This is a genomic window from Paraburkholderia kirstenboschensis (assembly GCF_032806925.1).
GTDB classification, from domain to species: Bacteria; Pseudomonadota; Gammaproteobacteria; order Burkholderiales; family Burkholderiaceae; genus Paraburkholderia; species Paraburkholderia kirstenboschensis.
The window spans coordinates 1,271,936-1,288,929 of record NZ_CP136513.1 but is presented as its reverse complement, the minus strand read 5'-3'; the positions used below and the strand labels follow the sequence as shown (position 1 = coordinate 1,288,929).

17 protein-coding genes and 1 pseudogene are annotated in these 16,994 nt (G+C 60.3%); 3 read left to right on the top strand and 15 right to left on the bottom strand.

The window, feature by feature from the left end; genetic code table 11:
- Window positions 1–26: 26 nt before the first annotated feature.
- Window positions 27–959: a LysR family transcriptional regulator gene (locus RW095_RS28450; RefSeq protein WP_317022098.1), complete on the bottom strand. Its 933-nt coding sequence runs from the start codon at window positions 957–959 to the stop codon at window positions 27–29.
- Window positions 960–1,221: 262 nt separating this feature from the next.
- Here RW095_RS28450 and RW095_RS28445 point away from each other — a divergent pair, with 262 nt between their 5' ends.
- Entirely contained in the window at window positions 1,222–2,013 is a 792-nt protein-coding gene (locus RW095_RS28445) for a phytanoyl-CoA dioxygenase family protein (RefSeq protein WP_317022097.1), read from the top strand.
- A 122-nt stretch (window positions 2,014–2,135) separates the two neighbouring features.
- Here the strand turns inward: RW095_RS28445 and RW095_RS28440 are convergent, their stop codons facing one another.
- Window positions 2,136–3,035: a LysR family transcriptional regulator gene (locus tag RW095_RS28440; RefSeq protein ID WP_317022711.1), complete on the bottom strand. Its 900-nt coding sequence runs from the start codon at window positions 3,033–3,035 to the stop codon at window positions 2,136–2,138.
- Window positions 3,036–3,123: 88 nt separating this feature from the next.
- Window positions 3,124–4,077, bottom strand: a complete 954-nt coding sequence (locus RW095_RS28435) for a 2-hydroxyacid dehydrogenase (protein WP_317022096.1) — start codon at window positions 4,075–4,077, stop codon at window positions 3,124–3,126.
- Window positions 4,078–4,461: 384 nt separating this feature from the next.
- Here RW095_RS28435 and RW095_RS28430 point away from each other — a divergent pair, with 384 nt between their 5' ends.
- Entirely contained in the window at window positions 4,462–5,859 is a 1,398-nt protein-coding gene (locus tag RW095_RS28430; protein ID WP_317022095.1) for an MFS transporter, read from the top strand.
- Window positions 5,860–5,962: 103 nt separating this feature from the next.
- Here the strand turns inward: RW095_RS28430 and RW095_RS28425 are convergent, their stop codons facing one another.
- A complete protein-coding gene (locus RW095_RS28425) occupies window positions 5,963–6,256 on the bottom strand; it encodes a TFIIB-type zinc ribbon-containing protein (protein WP_317022094.1) in 294 nt (97 codons plus the stop codon).
- Window positions 6,257–6,324: 68 nt separating this feature from the next.
- A complete protein-coding gene (locus RW095_RS28420) occupies window positions 6,325–7,077 on the bottom strand; it encodes a TerC family protein (RefSeq protein WP_317022093.1) in 753 nt (250 codons plus the stop codon).
- A 132-nt stretch (window positions 7,078–7,209) separates the two neighbouring features.
- Between RW095_RS28420 and RW095_RS28415 the strand changes: the two genes are divergently transcribed.
- Window positions 7,210–8,091, top strand: a complete 882-nt coding sequence (locus RW095_RS28415) for a LysR family transcriptional regulator (protein WP_317022092.1) — start codon at window positions 7,210–7,212, stop codon at window positions 8,089–8,091.
- Here the strand turns inward: RW095_RS28415 and RW095_RS28410 are convergent.
- The 10 genes and pseudogenes from RW095_RS28410 to benC all read right to left on the bottom strand — a co-directional run bounded on the left by RW095_RS28410 (window position 8,064) and on the right by benC (window position 16,967).
- Complete coding sequence (locus RW095_RS28410) at window positions 8,064–8,525, bottom strand: TerB family tellurite resistance protein (protein WP_317022091.1); 462 nt, start codon at window positions 8,523–8,525, stop codon at window positions 8,064–8,066. The genes RW095_RS28415 and RW095_RS28410 overlap by 28 nt on opposite strands.
- A gap of 187 nt (window positions 8,526–8,712) precedes the next feature.
- Window positions 8,713–10,155: an aspartate aminotransferase family protein gene (locus RW095_RS28405; protein ID WP_317022090.1), complete on the bottom strand. Its 1,443-nt coding sequence runs from the start codon at window positions 10,153–10,155 to the stop codon at window positions 8,713–8,715.
- Window positions 10,156–10,194: 39 nt separating this feature from the next.
- On the bottom strand, window positions 10,195–11,529 hold the full coding sequence (locus RW095_RS28400) for a glutamine synthetase family protein (protein ID WP_317022089.1): 1,335 nt from the start codon (window positions 11,527–11,529) through the stop codon (window positions 10,195–10,197).
- Window positions 11,530–11,589: 60 nt separating this feature from the next.
- Window positions 11,590–12,360, bottom strand: coding sequence for a gamma-glutamyl-gamma-aminobutyrate hydrolase family protein (locus RW095_RS28395; protein ID WP_317022088.1), 771 nt, complete (start codon window positions 12,358–12,360; stop codon window positions 11,590–11,592).
- Between the two features lie 321 nt (window positions 12,361–12,681).
- A complete protein-coding gene (locus tag RW095_RS28390; protein ID WP_394365203.1) occupies window positions 12,682–12,903 on the bottom strand; it encodes a hypothetical protein in 222 nt (73 codons plus the stop codon).
- A 493-nt stretch (window positions 12,904–13,396) separates the two neighbouring features.
- Complete coding sequence (locus RW095_RS28385; RefSeq protein WP_317022087.1) at window positions 13,397–13,918, bottom strand: hypothetical protein; 522 nt, start codon at window positions 13,916–13,918, stop codon at window positions 13,397–13,399.
- A 157-nt stretch (window positions 13,919–14,075) separates the two neighbouring features.
- A complete protein-coding gene (phaP, locus tag RW095_RS28380) occupies window positions 14,076–14,570 on the bottom strand; it encodes a phasin family protein (protein WP_128584285.1) in 495 nt (164 codons plus the stop codon).
- A gap of 432 nt (window positions 14,571–15,002) precedes the next feature.
- Window positions 15,003–15,137 (bottom strand): annotated as a pseudogene (locus tag RW095_RS28375) (RidA family protein); the annotation flags it as partial.
- 34 nt (window positions 15,138–15,171) lie between these two features.
- Entirely contained in the window at window positions 15,172–15,948 is a 777-nt protein-coding gene (benD, locus tag RW095_RS28370; protein ID WP_317022085.1) for a benzoate diol dehydrogenase BenD, read from the bottom strand.
- On the bottom strand, window positions 15,945–16,967 hold the full coding sequence (gene benC, locus RW095_RS28365; protein WP_317022084.1) for a benzoate 1,2-dioxygenase electron transfer component BenC: 1,023 nt from the start codon (window positions 16,965–16,967) through the stop codon (window positions 15,945–15,947). The genes benD and benC overlap by 4 nt, the downstream gene beginning before the upstream one ends.
- Window positions 16,968–16,994 lie beyond the last annotated feature (27 nt).

Here is a 16,994-nt window from a genome sequence, read left to right as displayed (position 1 = left end):
CTGCGTTGCATGGCGCTTTCGCCATGTCACGCATTCACCTGCGTCTGCAGCATCTGCTGTTGCACGGCTTTGTCGATCAGGTCCGGCTGATCCAGCCGCTCGACCCACCAGCGCAGTGCCTTACCCGTCTCGTCGTCGCGCCACGCCAGATAAAAGTGCGTGACGTCACGCATGCCGAGCACTTCTTTTCTGACGAGTTCACCGCGCCTGAGCGCGTCGATGGCGAGGCACTCGGGAATCGTGCCCGCTGCGAGCCCGCGCAATTGCGCGGCGAGCTTCGTTTCGAGCGTGGGCACGGTCAGCACTTCCTGACTACTCGCAAGCGCGACGCTGCGCGGCGCGAGATCGCGCGATGTATCGCCAATCGCCACCGCGCGATGACGTGCGACTACATCCAGCGTCAGCGGTCCGGGCAACGACGCAAGCGGGTGCTGCGGCGCCACCACGAACACGTGCCGCAGCGAGCCGATGGGCTTCGCGACGAGGTTCGGGATCGGCGGCGGATCGCCCGCGGCCCCCACGATCAGATCGGCGCGGCGTGTGAGCAGCGCATCCCACGAACCGCCCAGCACTTCTTTGGAAAGATGCAGGCGCGTGTCGAGCTTCAGCCCGTAAAACCCGTCGACGTGGTCCCACAGCAGCGCGAAGGGAATGATTTCGTCGACGGCCACGTAGACGTCCGACTCCCAACCTTGCTCAATGCGCTTTGCCTTGCATTCGAGGTCTTCCGCCGCCGCCAGCAGACGGCGGCCTTCCTCGACGACCACGCGCCCCGCATGCGTGAGGGTGGCGCGCCTGCCGCTGCGGTCGAACAGCTTGACGCCAAGATCGAGTTCGAGCTTCTGCACCAGATACGTAAGCGACGAAGGCACCTTATGCAGCGTTTCGGCGGCGCTTGCAAAAGTGCCGGTTCGATCGACGGCGTCGAGTACCTGGAGAACTTCAAAGGAAAGGTTCATGGCGAAGAGAGAAATTCATCTGGGCCGGACGGCGGAAGCACCCAGCATACTGGATTTCATCACGATCGCGAGGGCTTCGTCGCTGCGTTTCTTATCCCGTCACGCGATGCGACCGTTTGGCGACAGCGAAGCTTGCATGGCGGCGGGCGTATGTCCGGACCTCTTCGCCGGCTCGTTCGCAGGGCGATTTTTTCAACGATCGAGACAGCGCGCCGACGACGCGGTACATTTGAAGTCCGCACAAAAAATCACGGAGACAAAAGTGGGACGCTATTCAGAAGAACAGCTTGACGAGTTCGGCGCGGCCTTCGAGCGCGACGGAATGGTGATGCTGAGGAACCATTTTCCGGCAGAGAAGCTTCGCGCATGGGCCGAGGCTTTCAAACCGCTGCTCGACGAGCGGCTTGCATCGAAAGCGACGGCCGTACGCGGTGAAAACCGGCACTACATCACGCTGCCGTTTACCGGCGTCTTTGCCGACGAAACGATCTTTTGCGATGCGGACGTGCTCGCGATAGTCGAGCGCGTGGCCGGCGACGATCCGGTTATGTGCCAACTCGCCACCGACACGCCGCTCAATGGCTCGACCTATCAGGACGTACACCGCGACACGCCGGCGCTTTTCGACGGCGAGCCGGAAACGCCTTCGTTCCAGCTTGCGGTGAACTTCCCGTTATGCGACGTCACGCTGGAAAACGGTCCGTTCGAGACCACGCTCGGCACGCATCGTATGCGCTCGGACGAAGCGTTGCAGGCGTGGCGCGAAGGGCGTTTGCCATTGCAGGCGATTCCAATGAAACTCGGCGATGTGATGATCCGCGACGTGCGTGCGCTGCATCGCGGCACGCCGAACAAAACCGACGTGCCGCGTCCGATGGTCGTGATCGGTTACAGCAGAAGCTGGTACTTCCGGCCGGAAGTGCATATCGACGTACCTGCGGCTGTCTACGATCAGTTGAGCGCGCGGGGCAAACGGTTGTTGCGATATATGCCGCGGGTCGAGGAACTGGATACTGCGCCGGGTGCCGAGCAGTATCGAAAGTTTGCTTATTGACGGTTGTTTTTTGCCTTTCGTTTGATGCGTTGGGAGTTAGGGGCTGCCGGGCTGCTGGACTTTGCAAAGTGTCGCGATGGTCTGTTGCCATTGCCCCTGAGTGGAGCGAATGGACCGAACAATCAGCCCCGCGCCTTGCGCGCAAAGTACTCCGCCGCCATCAAGCGGAAAGCAATGACGGCCGGATTGTCCTGATCCGCTCGCCAGGCCATGCTCATCTCTGCCTGAATCGAATGTTGGGCAATAAACCGGAATTCGACGTTGTCGTAATGGAACCGCTGCGCCGACGCGGGCAAAGTTGCAACGCCTAGCCCAGCGCGCACGAGAGACAGAATGGTAGGCGTCTGATCGATGTACTGCGCAATGTTCAGATTCACGCCTTCGGTCGCGAGCATGCCCATGATGCGGTCGTGAAAGTACTTGCCTTGCGTGGGCGAATGCATGATGAACGGATGCTCGTCGAGTTGCTTCAATGCGATCTGCTCGAATTGACACAGCATATGCCGCTTCGGCAGCGCGACGATCAACGGCTCCTCATCGACGAGAAGAAACTCCAGCTTTTGCCTGGATGGCAGCGGCCGGAGAAAGCCGAGATCGATCGTGTTCGCGGCGAACGCTTCGATCTGCGCGGCCGAAACCAGTTCGAGCAATACGACGTCGATCTCGGGCAGCACGTCGGCTGCCGCCACCAGCAACTCGGGAATCAGTTCGTAGCCGGCCGCGCCGGTGAAGCCAAGACGCACGCGCCCGGTTTTGCCCTTGCTCGCGCGCCGTACCGTGCTTTCGGCCTGCTCGGCGAAATTGAGCAGACTCGTGGCGTCCGCGAGAAAGACGCGGCCTTCTGTCGTCAGCTTGACCGTGCGGCCAATGCGCTCGAACAGCATTACGCCCACGTTGTCTTCGAGCAACTGGATCTGTCTGCTCAGCGGCGGCTGCGTCATGTTCAGCAGCGCGGCCGCACGTCTGAAGTTCAGTTCTGTCGCCGCCGCAACGAAGCAACGCACTTGTCCGAGATCGAGCATTCTTGTATCGACATGGATGGGGAAGTCGACGGTCATTATAGGTGCGCACGCTCGCGCTCGATCCGGACATGGTCTGACAGCCGCTGTATCAGGTCGTGAGGCTGCCCTCGGGACGTTGCCCGGCCAGTGCCTGCGCGAGACTTGCGAGCACCATTTGACCCATCGCCGTGCGCGATTCGACCGTGGCGCTCGCGCGATGCGCCTGCAGCACGACACGGTCCATCTCGAAGAGCGCGGGTGGCACATTCGGTTCGTCGACGAACACGTCGAGACCCGCGCCTGCAATCACGCCGCCACGCAACGCGTCGACCAGATCGCTTTCGACCACCAGCTTGCCGCGCGCCACGTTGATCAGATAGCCCTGCTTGCCCAACGCGTCGAGCACCGCGGCATTCACGATGCCTTGCGCCTTGTCGGCGGCGGCCGCCAGCACCAGAAAATCGCAACCGCGCGCGAGCGACAGCAGATCGGCAACGAACGGATACGCAATATCGTCCATGCGGCGCAAGTCGGTGTACGTGATGGGGCAATTGAACGCGGTGGCTCGCTGCGCAATCGCGCGACCGACCTTACCCATCCCGACGATGCCTACACGTTTGCCGCTCAGACGGTGTGACAACGGCAATGCGCCCGGATGCGGATTTTTCTGCCAGTTGCCCGATTTGACGAAGTCGTTGCCCGCGCAGATTTCGCGGCACACCGCGAGCATCAAACCGATGGCGAGGTCGGCGACATCTTCGGTCAAGGCGCCGAACGTTGCCGTGACCGGAATGCCGCGCGAACGCGCGGATTCGAGGTCCACCGCATCGGTGCCCACGCCGTTCACCGCAATCACTTCCAATGCGGGCAACCGTTGAATCATGTCGTTTGCGATGCCCGTATGGCCGCCGGTGATCACGCCTCTGATCGACTGCCCATGCTCGCGGATATACGCGTCCTTGTCGCTCTGTTCGAACAGGCGGTGCACGGTATAGAGCGAGGCGAGCGTGTCGTTGATCGCGGGAATCAGAATCGGGTTCAGTTGCAGAATGTTCGGTTTCATTCCGTGCGCTCCTTTGTTGTAGTTGGCGATCGTCGCTGCGCCGTAGTGGACGCACGCATCGAGTCGCAATGTCGGCGGATGATGGGCTTTTTCGGTTGCCACGTCCAATCCCAAAACGCTATCAGTTGATCCACAGATCGAAGCGTGAAGGGCGAGCGCTATCGATTCAATCCTGGCATCAAGTAATAGCGAGAAAAGATTGGACGGCGCATGGCACGGCGGCCAGAATCGAAAGCGTCAGAAGGAGCATTCCTTCGCCCACTTCCCAGCAGGGAAGGGAAAATAAGTTTCAAGCACATTGGAGACAAACGTGAAAACGTGCCGCCGTATCACGCCCACTACCTTTACGCTCCCATCCCGACGCAACACCCCGAGGGGTCCGGTATGAACAATGCCGAGGGTGTCGTCGCGGGCGCGAACGCGCAGCCGGTCGCGGAGAAGCGCACCGGCCACCGCTGGATCGTGATGGGGCTCATTTTCTGCATCTGGGCGATTGCCTGCGCAGATCGCGCCAATTTCGGCATTGCATTGCCGTACCTGAAGAAGGAATACGGCATTACGAACACGCAGGCGGGACTGATCGTGAGTCTCTTTTCGTTTGCGTACGGCTTCGTGCAGATACCGGTCGGCCTGCTTTACAAACGGCTCAGCGAAAAGACCACCGGGTTTCTGTTTTCGATCTTCATGATTCTCACATCGGTGTTCACGGGTCTCATGGGTACCACGTCGTCGGTGTTCCTGTTGCAGGCATACCGCGTGGGTCTGGGTTTATCGGAAGGGCCGCTGGGCATCGGCTGCACGAACGTGATCAATCGCTGGTTTCCCGCGAAAGAGAAGGGCACGGCAACGGGACTCTGGATCGCGGCGTCGAAGCTCGGCCCGTTGATCGTACCGTCGGTGTGCATCGTCGTGATCCAGTTGTGGGGGTGGCGAGAAATCTTCTATGTGTTCGCTGTGCCAGGCATTCTGCTCGCCATAGTCTGGATGTTCACGGTGACGAACTCGCCGAGCGAGAACCGCTTCTGTTCCGAGGCCGAGCAACGCTACATCGCCGACGATGCGCCGCGCCAGGCCCACGGCGCGCACGCGTCGCGGTGCAACGAGGTCGCGGATATTCCGTATCTGGACGCGTTCAATCGTACGAGGCGCGTTGCGCAGCTCGAGACGATCCGGCAGGTGTTCGGCTCATGGAATATCCTGGGCGTCGCGATCGGCTACGGTTGCATGATCGGGATCAGCAATATCTTCATGTCGTGGATGCCGACGTATCTCGTGACCGTCAAGGGTTTTACGTCGGTAAAGATGGGCTTTCTCGCATCGGCGCCATTCATTGGCGCGGTGGCCGGCAACATGCTGGGCGGCGTGATCTCCGACCGTCTGCTGGGCGGCCGCCGCAAGCCGACGATGATGCTCGGCGCGCTCGGCACCATGCTGATGATGCTTTTGCTAGTCGACGCGCCCGACAGTGTCGCGTATCTCGGTGTCGCGCTGATACTCGCGGGCCTGATGCTCGGCATCGGCTTTGCAGGATATTCCGCATATCCGATGGGACTCGCGACGAAGTCCACGTATCCGGCGGCCTTCGGCATCGTGAACTGCGTGGGCCAGATTGGTGGTGCATGCGCGCCGCTTGTCGTCGGCATTCTGCTCGACCGGTACAGCTGGACGAGCGTGTTCCTCTATATGGTCGGCACCGCGCTGTTGTGCCTGCTGCTGCTCTTCAGCGTGATCGAGCCGATTGCCGCGCGGCACGGCGATGTATCGGAGGGGAAGGCGAAATAACAGCGTGAGTAGCGGTGGTGCGCGGTGGTACGCGTTGATACGCGGCGGCCCGTTGATTCGGCCACCACGTCGAAGCCATACATGGACGAACGGGCGTGAACGCTTAGTCGAAATCGAACACGTCGAAAATCGAGCGCTTCTTCTTGTGCGTTCGATAACCCGAGCGATGATCTTCGTACCGGCGGTCGTTGTCGTAAGCACGGTCACGATCCCGATGGTCATCGCGGCTCGCCCGCGCCGCACTGCGCAGGTCGGTGTCTGCGGCGTCTTGTGCGATCAGCTTGTCGAGCTCGCCACGGTCCAGCCACACGCCGCGGCAGTTGGGACAATAGTCGACCTCGATCGAGCGGCGCTCGGTCATGAGCAGATCAGTTGTCTTGCAAGCAGGGCATTTCATGGTGTCGCTCCTCTAGAGTACAAGTACAAAGACGCCGGGTGCCCGACTGGACACGCCGCCCATTCCAGTCATTCGCCGGTAACCATCGCGCGTTTCGTTTTGGCGCGGCGTACCAGCATGTTCACCGCCTCGACGAACGCGGAGAACGCCATCGCCACGTAGATATAGGCCTTCGGCACATGCGTTCCAAAGCCCTCCGCAATCAGCGTCATGCCGATGACGAGTAGAAAGCTCAACGCGAGCGTCACAATGGTCGGATTGCGGTCGATGAAGCGTGACAGCGGGCGCGCAGCGAACAGCATCGCCATGACGGCGCTGATGACGGCGAGAAACATGATCGGCATGTGATCGGTCATGCCGACAGCCGTGATGATGCTGTCTACTGAAAACACGATATCGAGCACCAGGATCTGGCCGATCGCGCCGGCCACGGTCAATTGAACGGTGCTGCCTGCGCTGCTGCGTTCTTCTTCCGCGGAAACCACGTGATGATGCATTTCACGCGTTGCCTTCCACACGAGGAAGAGGCCCCCGCCGAGCAGAATCAGATCGCGCCATGAGAACGCGTGGCCGAGCAGGGTGATGGCGGGCGCGGTCAACTGCGCGATCCATGCAACCGTACCGAGCAGCCCGAGTCGCAGCCCTAGCGCGAGCATGATGCCAAGACGCTGCGTGCGCGCGCGCTGTGCCTCAGGCAGCTTGTTGCTGAGGATCGAGATGAAGATGAGGTTGTCGATGCCGAGCACGATCTCCATCACGACCAGCGTGAGGAGAGCAACCCACGCGGCAGGGTCGGCAGCGAGTGTGAGGAGGGTGTCCATGGTGTTCGTCTGCTTATGATTGAATAACGGTGGAATAGCGATCATGATCGCCGCGCGCGGGAATCGGATAAACCAGTGTTAATCTGATCGATAGATCGTTTTTTCCGAAGTTCATCGTTACGGGCCACCTACGTGCTCAACTACCGTCACTTGTACTATTTCTGGATCGTCGTGAAGGAGGGCGGCTTCGCGCGCGCGGCTGAGCGGCTCGATATGGCCGTTCAAACGATCAGCGCGCAGGTGCGCGAACTTGAAAAGTCGATTGGGCGCCAGTTGCTCAAACCCGCTGGCCGAGGCGTCGAGATGACGGAAGCCGGCGAGACCGCGTTTAGTCGCGCAGAGCAGATTTTCCAGCTAGGTGAGGCGTTGCTCGATGACATGCGCGACGCGGGCGGAGAGGGCGTGGCCCGGTTGGCGGTCGGCCTGTCCGACGGTATTTCGAAGCTGGCGGCGCACGCGCTGCTCGCGCCGGTGCTCGGTACGCCGTCGCTCAGGCTCTTGTGTCACGAAGGCGAGCACGCGCAGTTGTTATCCGAACTTGCACTGCACCGGCTCGATCTCGTGCTCGCTTGCCAGCCGGCGCCGCACAATTCCGACCTGCGTGTGCTGAGCCAGCGGCTCGTCGGTTCGCCGGTGGACTGGTACGGCCCTGCTGAAATCGCGCGCAAATCGGCGCGCGCGGGGTTTCCGCAGTGCCTTGCCGACTTGCCAGTGCTCCTGCCGACGCGCCACGCCGCGTTGCGTGGGCGGCTCGACCGCTGGTTCGATTCGCAGGGCATCCGGCCACGCGTCGTCGGCGAATTCGAGGACAGCGCGCTGATGGCGGTGTTCGCCGCGCGCGGCCTGGGCGTATTTCCGCTCGCTGAACTGGGTGCGGAAGATCTGTCGCTACTGCGGGGCTTGCGCTGGCTTGGCCGCGCGGACGGCGTGATCGAAGAGATTCACGCCATCCGCTCGCGCCGAGGCCAGCATCACGCGCTGGCTTCTCAGGTGGTGGCCACTGCGCGCCCATAAGTGCGCAACGCAGGCGACGTGAGCCCCGCGCGGGCCGCTGCCGGTTTCAGATCATGTCCCCATGCGTTGAACACCGCAGCAAGCAACGCAATCTCTCCGTCGGCCAGATAGTCGTCCGCGACCGTTACCGCAAAACATAGCCGGATGATCTTGCGACGCAACACGGGATCGTCGATTTCGTCGATGAGTGTTGTTAGCATGGCCGCGTCCAGTCGGCCCATCGGAGGCGCGGACGACATCTGCGCAATCGAGCGATCTTCGCAGAGCGTCTGCACGATGTGCGCGAATTGCGCCGGCGCGAGGCCGAGTTCGCCCGCGATGTTCAGTTTCTCCAACACGCGTTCTTCGGAGCTGCACACATGGCCGTCAGAAGTGAGGGCCAGCGCGACGATACGTGCTGCTGCCTGGGGGCTGTTACGCGGATAGGTTCGCATGATCGGGTCCTTTCGTAGACGATGTCTGGGTTGGAGTGAGCCCAGTCTGCGGCAATACCCGAATCGGATAAAGCTGTTAATCGCGAAGATCAGGTTCGAAAAACCCGATGCTTCACATCGTTGTCAATCGCGGCACGGATCGGCTTTACCGGCATGCGTGCAATGCGTGCACCCATGCCGGTAGGATCTAACGTTGAGAAATGCCGAGTTGCTGTGCCGTCGCGTCGATCGCCTTCTTCGCCTTCGAAACAAGCTCGTCGATTTCCTGTCTGCTGATGACGAGCGGCGGCGACAGCAACATACGGTCGCCGCTCGCGCGCATGATCAGGTTGCCGTTGAAGCAGAAGTCCCGGCAAACGCCGCCCACATCGCCGCCATTGGCAAAGCGTTTGCGCGATGCGGGCTCTTCCGCGAGCTGCAATCCCGCCACGAGTCCGGCACCCGCAATCTCGCCGACAATCGGATGGTGCGCGAAGGTGTCGCGCAGTTTCTTCTGGAAGTAGGGTCCCGTATCGGTCTTGACGCGTTCGACAATCTTTTCGTCGCGCAGCAGCTTCAGATTTGCTACCGCAACAGCGGCGGCCACCGGATGGCCCGAGTATGTCAGACCGTGATTGAACTCGCCGTTCTCGACAATGGCTTTTGCGACCCGGTCGTTCAGCCCGACCGCGCCCATCGGTACATAACCGCTCGTGAGCCCTTTCGCCATTGTGATGAGATCGGGCTCGAAACCAAAATGTTGATGGGCGAACCATTCCCCGGTGCGGCCGAAGCCGCCAATGACTTCGTCCGCGACGAGCAGAATGTCGTACTTGCGGCAGATACGCTCAATTTCCGGCCAGTACGTTGAGGCCGGAAAGATCACGCCGCCCGCGCCCTGGAAAGGCTCACCGATAAACGCAGCCACGTTTTGCGCGCCTGTTTCAAGGATCTTCGCTTCGAGTTGTTGCGCCCGCGCCAGCGCGAACTCTTCTGGTGTCTGATTGCTTTTCGCCTCGCCAAAGAAATATGGCTGATCGATATGCACGATGTTCTCGACTTTCGACGGCATCTGCTCGTGCATATACTCCATGCCGCCAAGCGTGCCGCCTGCGATTGTCGAGCCGTGGTAGCCGTTCTTGCGGGAAATCACGACCTTCTTCGAGTGCTTGCCGAGCGTCGCCCAATATCGATGGACGATACGCAGCACCGTATCGTTGCCTTCCGACCCGCTATTGCAGTAGAAGAAGTGATTGAACGACTCCGGCGCAAGTTCCGCGAGCGAAGCCGATAACTCGATTACGGGCGGGTGAGTGGTTTTGAAAAACGTGTTGTAGTAAGGCAATTCCTGCATTTGCCCGTACGCCGCATCGGCGAGTTCCTTGCGCCCATAGCCGACATTGACGCACCACAAGCCCGCCATGCCGTCGATGATCTTGTTACCTTCCGAATCCCACAAGTACACGCCGTGGGCTTTCACGATCACGCGGCTGCCGCTGCGATTGAGCGCGCCCATATCGGAAAACGGATGAATATGGTGCGCGGCATCGAGCGCGCGATACTCGGCGGTGCTGCGTTGCTGCGCGGTGGGTGTGCTTGCCGCGGGTTCGGCGGCTTGCACGTAAGCAATGTCTTCTGTTCTGTAGCTCATACAGCCTCCAGTTTTCTCACATCCGCATTTGCGTTCGCTTCAGACGTGCAGCAGCAGATGCCGGCGTTCCCACGAACTGATCACGCGGAAGAACGCTTCGTATTCGGTCTCTTTTAATGCAAGGTAGGCCTGCACGAACTTGTCGCCGAGTACTTCTGCAATGGGCTCGCAAGCGCCCATTAATGTCAGCCCCTCTTCGAGATTGCGCGGCAGTTGGTACGGCAACCCATATCCGTCGCTCAGCAGCGGCTCGGTAGCTTCGAGCCTTTGCGTCATGCCGAGGTAGCCAGCCGCGAGCGTCGCCGCTATCGCGAGATACGGGTTGCAGTCCACGCCGGGAATACGGTTTTCAATGCGGCGCGCGGCCGGCCCCGAATGCGGAATGCGGAAGCCGACTGTGCGATTGTCGTATCCCCAGGCAACATTGATCGGCGCGGCCATGAAGCGCGAGAGGCGCCGATACGAGTTGATGTACGGCGCAAAAATCGGCATCAACGCGGGCGTGTATTTCTGCAAGCCCGCTATGTAGCTGGTGAAGAGCGACGTGGGCTTGCCGTCGGCGCCGGTAAAAAGATTGTGGCCGGTTTCCCCGTCGACGAGGCTTTGATGCATGTGCATGGCCGACCCCGGCTCGCTTTCCATGGGCTTGGCCATGAAAGTGGCGTACATCTTGTGACGCAATGCCGCTTCGCGTACCGTGCGCTTGAAGAGGAACACGCTGTCCGCGAGTTTGAGCGGGTCGCCATGCATGAAGTTGATCTCCATCTGCGCGGCGCCCACCTCATGAATCAGCGTATCGACTTCCAGTTCCTGAACCTCGCAATACTCGTAGATGTCTTCGAAGAGCGGGTCGAACTCGTTGACGGCTTCTATTGAATACGCCTGACGTCCGGTCTCGGGGCGCCCGGTGCGGCCAATGGGCGGCTGCAACGGCAGATCCGGATCCTTGTTCATGTCGACCAGATAGAACTCGAGCTCGGGTGCGATGACCGGCTTCCAGCCCTTCGCCTTGTACAGTTCGAGCACACGGCGCAGCACGCGGCGGGGCGAGATGGCGACCGGCGTGCCGTCGAAGTGAACGCAATCGTGAATCACCTGAGCGGTCGGATCGACGGCCCACGGAATCATCCGTATCGTGCTGGAGTCGGGCACGCACACCATGTCCGGGTCGGTGACACCGGTTAGTGTGCCGTCGCCCGGATAATCTCCGGTGACGGTCTGGATCATCACGGCCTGTGGCAAGCGCATGGACTCGCCCGACTCGAACTTGCTGCGCGGAATGATCTTGCCGCGCGCAATCCCCGCCATGTCCGGGATGATCGCTTCGATTTCGGTGACGTGATTCTTCTTCAGAAATTCGTCGATGTCATACATGATTTTCTCTCGTTTTGTTGCGCTCTCGCGCAGGCCTGCCTGGCGGCGGCAAGCCGGGTGTCATAGCCGGCTCTCGTATTTGTCACGCATGCGTTCGCGGCACGCATCGCCGAACGCACGAAAGATCGCGGTGGAGAGCGAGTCGCTCGCATGCTTCCACTCCGGGTGCCACTGCACGCCCAGCGCGAAAGCGCGCGCACCGTTCACGCTCACCGCTTCGATCAGTCCGTCCGGCGCAGTGGCTTCGATCACGAGACCCATGCCCAACTGCCCGATGCCCTGGCCATGCAAGGAGTTCACGCGTGCTTCGTTTGCACCGCCAGCAAGCCGCTGCAACAAGCCACCTTGCGTAAGCGAGACCGTATGAGACGGTGCGTATTGCAGGTCGAGGCTCTCCGCCTTGTTCTCGCGATGGTCGCTGAAGCCCGCGATCGCGTGAATGCTTTGATGCAACGTCCCGCCGAACACCACGTTCATTTCCTGCATGCCACGGCATACGGCGAGCACCGGCACGCCCGCCGCAATCGCGGCGCGCAGCAGCGGCAGCGTCGTCGCATCGCGGGCCGCGTCGTGCAGCGTGCCCGACACACTGGGCTCGCCGCCGTAAAGGTGCGGCTCGAGATTCGAATAGCTGCCGGTGAAGAACAGACCGTCGACAGTGGCCAGCACATCTTCCGTGGACTGACGCTCGCCGAGCGCAGGCAGTAGCATTGCCAGCGCCTGCGACCCGTCGACGATTGCTGCGATGTATTTCTCACCGACCACGTGCGACGGATGAGCGCCTGTCGTCGTTCGATCAGCACTAATGCCGATTAGAGGTTTCTTTCGCATAACGAATTGACGTGCGTGTTCAGCCGCGGGACGCAGCAGATGCGGGACGCGGCATGAGCACCGTGAATGTCAGCGCGGCACCAGTCCACAGCCGGACGCGACGCGTCAAGCCGCCGGAGCAGGGCAGGCGGTCGCCGTCAACGGAACGCGCCGCGCGTGATGATCAGATTGGCCGTTCGATAAGGCCCGGTGCGCTGCACAGCCGGGCCGACATGTGCGAGACACGTGGACGGCATTGAGCACCGCACATGCGCAAACGCGCGGCTCAAGCGAACGCGCTCGCGCAAACGGACGAACCCAACGGCGAAAAAGAGGGAGGCGCTACGGCAACAGCGAGGCGACTTCGTCCGTACGGACAGCAATGAAGGCGCGGGCGGAGATAGAGTTGTGACGTCGAACTGAACGACGCGAAAGGATTGTGAAGACGGACACGAAGCGGCGGAACGCAAGGCTGCCGCTGCTGCCGTCGGCGATGGCGCCGTCAGCGCGAGGACAACTCGCCTGATTGCGGTTCCATCTCACCAAAGGGCCACGGACTCTCACGATTACACTCGACTGGCAACGTTGAAAGTATTGAACGGCTTGCTCATTCGCACGGGGCGTTTAAAGAAACAGGACATTGGGATGATCGCCTGCAACCGCTGTGAAGCGATTTCGCTGCAGCGCAAAACCATAAGCAGATGTTCTGCGATGAGCGGACGGCGAACGCCTATAAGCCAGCATATACGAGCCAATAACGCCGTCAAACGATTTTTGGAAAAATGCGCTCCGTGCTTTCCCGAGGCGATCCGCAACTTCGTCGCTAAAAAGAAGGACTGTTGCGTAATGGGTATTTCAATTCATTCGCGGTTTGTCGCCGCGGCGTGGAATTCAAAAAGCGTTGGAGCGGTGTGGCCCGGGACTACATCAGGCACCGTTTAGATAATCGATCAGGATGGCTAAAGATGCGGAATTGCATAGGCATCGATATTCTCGGTGCGGCATGGGTCCATGAAAACGATCCCAACCTGCGCGCTGACTGCGCCGGTTTCCTGCTTCAGGACGTCAACCTTGGCTCCGGCCATGGCCAGCCCCTTTTTTCGTTACGTACGTCAGCTCCGGCGGCTGACAGAACGCGGGCGTTCGGCTCGGCTGTCGTCGTCTCACCTGCGGCTCGGTTCACCGGCTCCGGCAATTCTGTCCGCTTCACTTCGCGAGGCCCGATCCCAAACCAGGGCACATCCTTTCGAATGTGAGCGACGTATGCATTCCAGCCGTCAACGTTGCCCTGAAAAAGGTTGTCCTTAACGGCTGAGGCAAGCGCGTCCCTATTTAGCTCTGTCTCAAGCAGTTCCTTCGGCCACTGGGAGAACGCACTGGCGACCCCTGCGCCGAACTCTGCAACCGTCATCTGCGGCGTTAATGCGCGGAGGAACCCGAAGGTCTGCAAGGCATCGTCTTTCTGCAGGACTTGCGTCACAGAGATGCCAGGTTTGGCCTTGGCGGTCAGATAGTTCAAAGCGTGGAGAATGTCGCCAAGATGGAGTAACAGTTCTCGTCTATCAAATCGGTCGTCCATGCTGCATGTCCGTTGAATCAATCGTAGCTTGATGCTGTTTGCGGAAAGGTCTTGTGCGGTCGCCTAACGTGCTTCCCGATATACCCAATGCCGGAAGGACAAATGCGAACCGAAGTTCGCATTTGTCGACCTGCAAGTGCGGTAAGAGGCCGCGGTCTTACTGTACGGTGGACACCGTAGCGACGAACTGCTTCGCAGCCTTGCTGGCCGATTCGTAGGTCGCGTTCGTCGCAGAGAAGACGGAGTTCCACGCAGCTATAGCCGATTCGCTTCCAGCGGGCGCGTTCTTTTTAAGGCCTTCGACAAACGCTTGCGTATCGCGCTGCAATTTTTCGCCTTGCGCTGTCGCAGCGGCCGAAATGTCGCTTCCAACTTCGGTCATGATTTCATGAACGCTACGGCCGTACGCCACCGCGTTTTCTGCAACCGGCTGTGAAAGGCCTGCTTGCAATGCGAACAGAGCGCCCGGATTGCCCGCCGAAACGGCTTTGATCACGATTTCCTGGCTTTGGGCTAGAGCCGCCTTACTGACCTGCAAGTTCAACGCGACCAGCTTTTCGAAGCCCGCGAATGCCTTGTTGAGCGCGCCAGAAAAGGCTTCAACGTTCGCTTGCTGCGCGGCAATCAACTGCTGGGGGGTAAATGTGGTCATTCATAACTCCGAAAGGTAAGGCGGCAGGGCCACGAGTGAACCAGACAGGCGTCAGCATGGCAGAAAGGTGAAATGCTGCACTGCAGCATGAAGCCTATTGTACGGGGTGGCGTCAGCAAGTCAAACTATTTCTCCGCGGATGTGTTCGCTACGGCAAACGTGCCGCCCCCAATGAGCTGGTCGGGCAGTCGGCCTTTTCCGTGGTTGTACTTCTGGCTGACTGCGATGAAGGGCTCGTCGTAGTCGGGCACAATCCCCAATCCTGCCGCGTCGTCCGCTCGACCAGGCAGTACTGCAGCAGCATCGCGGGTTGCTTGCCGGCCACTTTCGCCAGGCACGTTGACTCGGTGTTTCGGGAAATTGGTCGCTCCACGGTTAATCAGGCAACACAGCGACAGCCTTTATTTCAACGATATAACCAGCTGTGCCCCCGAGTTTCATCTTGTCGTCGCGACCAATCTGGCCAGACACGTATATGGTGCTTCCGACCTTGACCGCCGGAGCGTAGCGAATTCTTTCGTACACCGCTTCCATTCCGGCCGGCACGACGGCTTTGCGTTCCTTCATAGCGGCGTCTCTTGACTAATTTGGGTTCAAGGCTCTAGCCGTTGTCGCCGCCGGCAACCGGCAACACGGCACCCGTGATGTAGCCAGCTTCGTCGGATGCAAGAAAGAGAATCGGCGCGACTTGCTCTTCAAGCGTCCCATAGCGCTTGAAGAAGTTGGACTCAGCCACCTGCTTCACGGCTTCGCTCATCCAGGCCCTTTCCTGGTCGTTATCTCCGGCTGCGTTGCGAGGCACGCGTCGCGGAGGCGCCTCTGTCCCGCCCGGAGCAGCAGCGACCACGCGGATGTTGCGTTCGCCGTACTCCATCGCGAGCGACTGGGTTAGCGCATTGACGCCGCCCTTGGCAGCCGAGTAGGGCACGCGGCGAATACCTCGTGTGGCATTCGATGAGACGTTGACAATGGTTCCCCGGCCTTGCGTCAGCATCTGAGGGAGGACCGCGTGGCACGCATACAGGGTCGGCATCAGGGAACGGCGGATTTCAGCATCGATCTGGGCCGGTTCGAATTCCGCGAAAGGCCGCATGCGAATCGCACCGCCCACCGCATTGACGAGAATGTCGATCCGGCCAAACTTTTGCGCCGCGAAAGCCATTGTCGAAGCTGCACCTTCATACGTCTCGAGGTCTGCGACGAAGCCGGCTGTCTGGGCACCAATCGCCTCGGCGGCGACATCGGAGACAAACTCGGCGCGGTCCACCAACAGCACTTTCGCACCCTCCGATGCTGCACGCAGGGCGACGCCGCGCCCGATTCCCTGCGCCGCTCCCGTGACTACCATCACCTTGCCTTCGAACCTTTGCGCGTTCATGAGTCCACCAGTGCTACGTTGGGGGTAAATTTCTCGTAGTGAAAGCTCATTGGCTCTACACCGTTTTCGTCGAAGTATTTGCGTACAGCATCCACCATCGGCGGCGGGCCGCACAGGTACACGTCGACATCTCCGTCGTTCAGACATTCTGCGGGCATGTGCTGGGTCACCCAGCCCTTGCGCGGGTGGCTGGATTCGGCCGCGGCCACAACGGTGCTGAACGTGAAATTCGGAAGTTTTTCCGTGTATGCCTGGATGGCCTCGACCAACACCAGGTCGAGGTCGCGGGTCGCGCCGTAGACGAGGTGCACCGTCTGCTGGGAGTTCGCACTGGCCAGTACTTCCAGCATCGACAGGAACGGGGCGAGCCCCGTGCCGCCTGCGAGGAACAGCAAGGGCCGTTTGACGGGACGCAAATAGAAGATGCCCATCGGTCCGGTTAGCTGAACCTTGTTACCAGGCTGGGCCGATTCGAGCCAGGTGCTCATTACGCCACCGGGAATCTTCTTGATCAAAAAGCTGATTTTCGATTCGCCGGGCGACGATGAGAACGAGTAGGAGCGATGTTCGCCGCTGCCGGGTACATCGATGTTGACGTACTGACCGGCAAGGAAGACGGGCGGGTCGCCGTCCACGTCCATCTCGAGCACGACGGCCGCGTCGTTATGCTCCTCGACCTTTGTGACCGTGGCGGCGAACTTGCTGTGCTCAGTCTTGCAGGCCGTCGACGATGCCGGGACCGCAATGACACAATTGCTCTCGGGAACCATCTGACATGTGAGGACGAGACCGCTCTGCTTCTCGTCGTCGGTAAGCGCGTCCTCTATGTAGTCATCGCCCAGATCGTAGCTGCCACTCTCCGCCCGGCATTTGCAGGTACCGCATACGCCATCAGAGCAGTCCATCGGCAAGTTGATCCTGGCGCGAAAGGCGGCATCGAGAACCTTCTCGCCGGCCTTGCATTCGACGAAGCGGGTCACTCCGTCTTCGAAGTTCAGTGCAATGTTGTAGCTGGACATGTTGTCTCCTACTTCCTTGTCTCCATC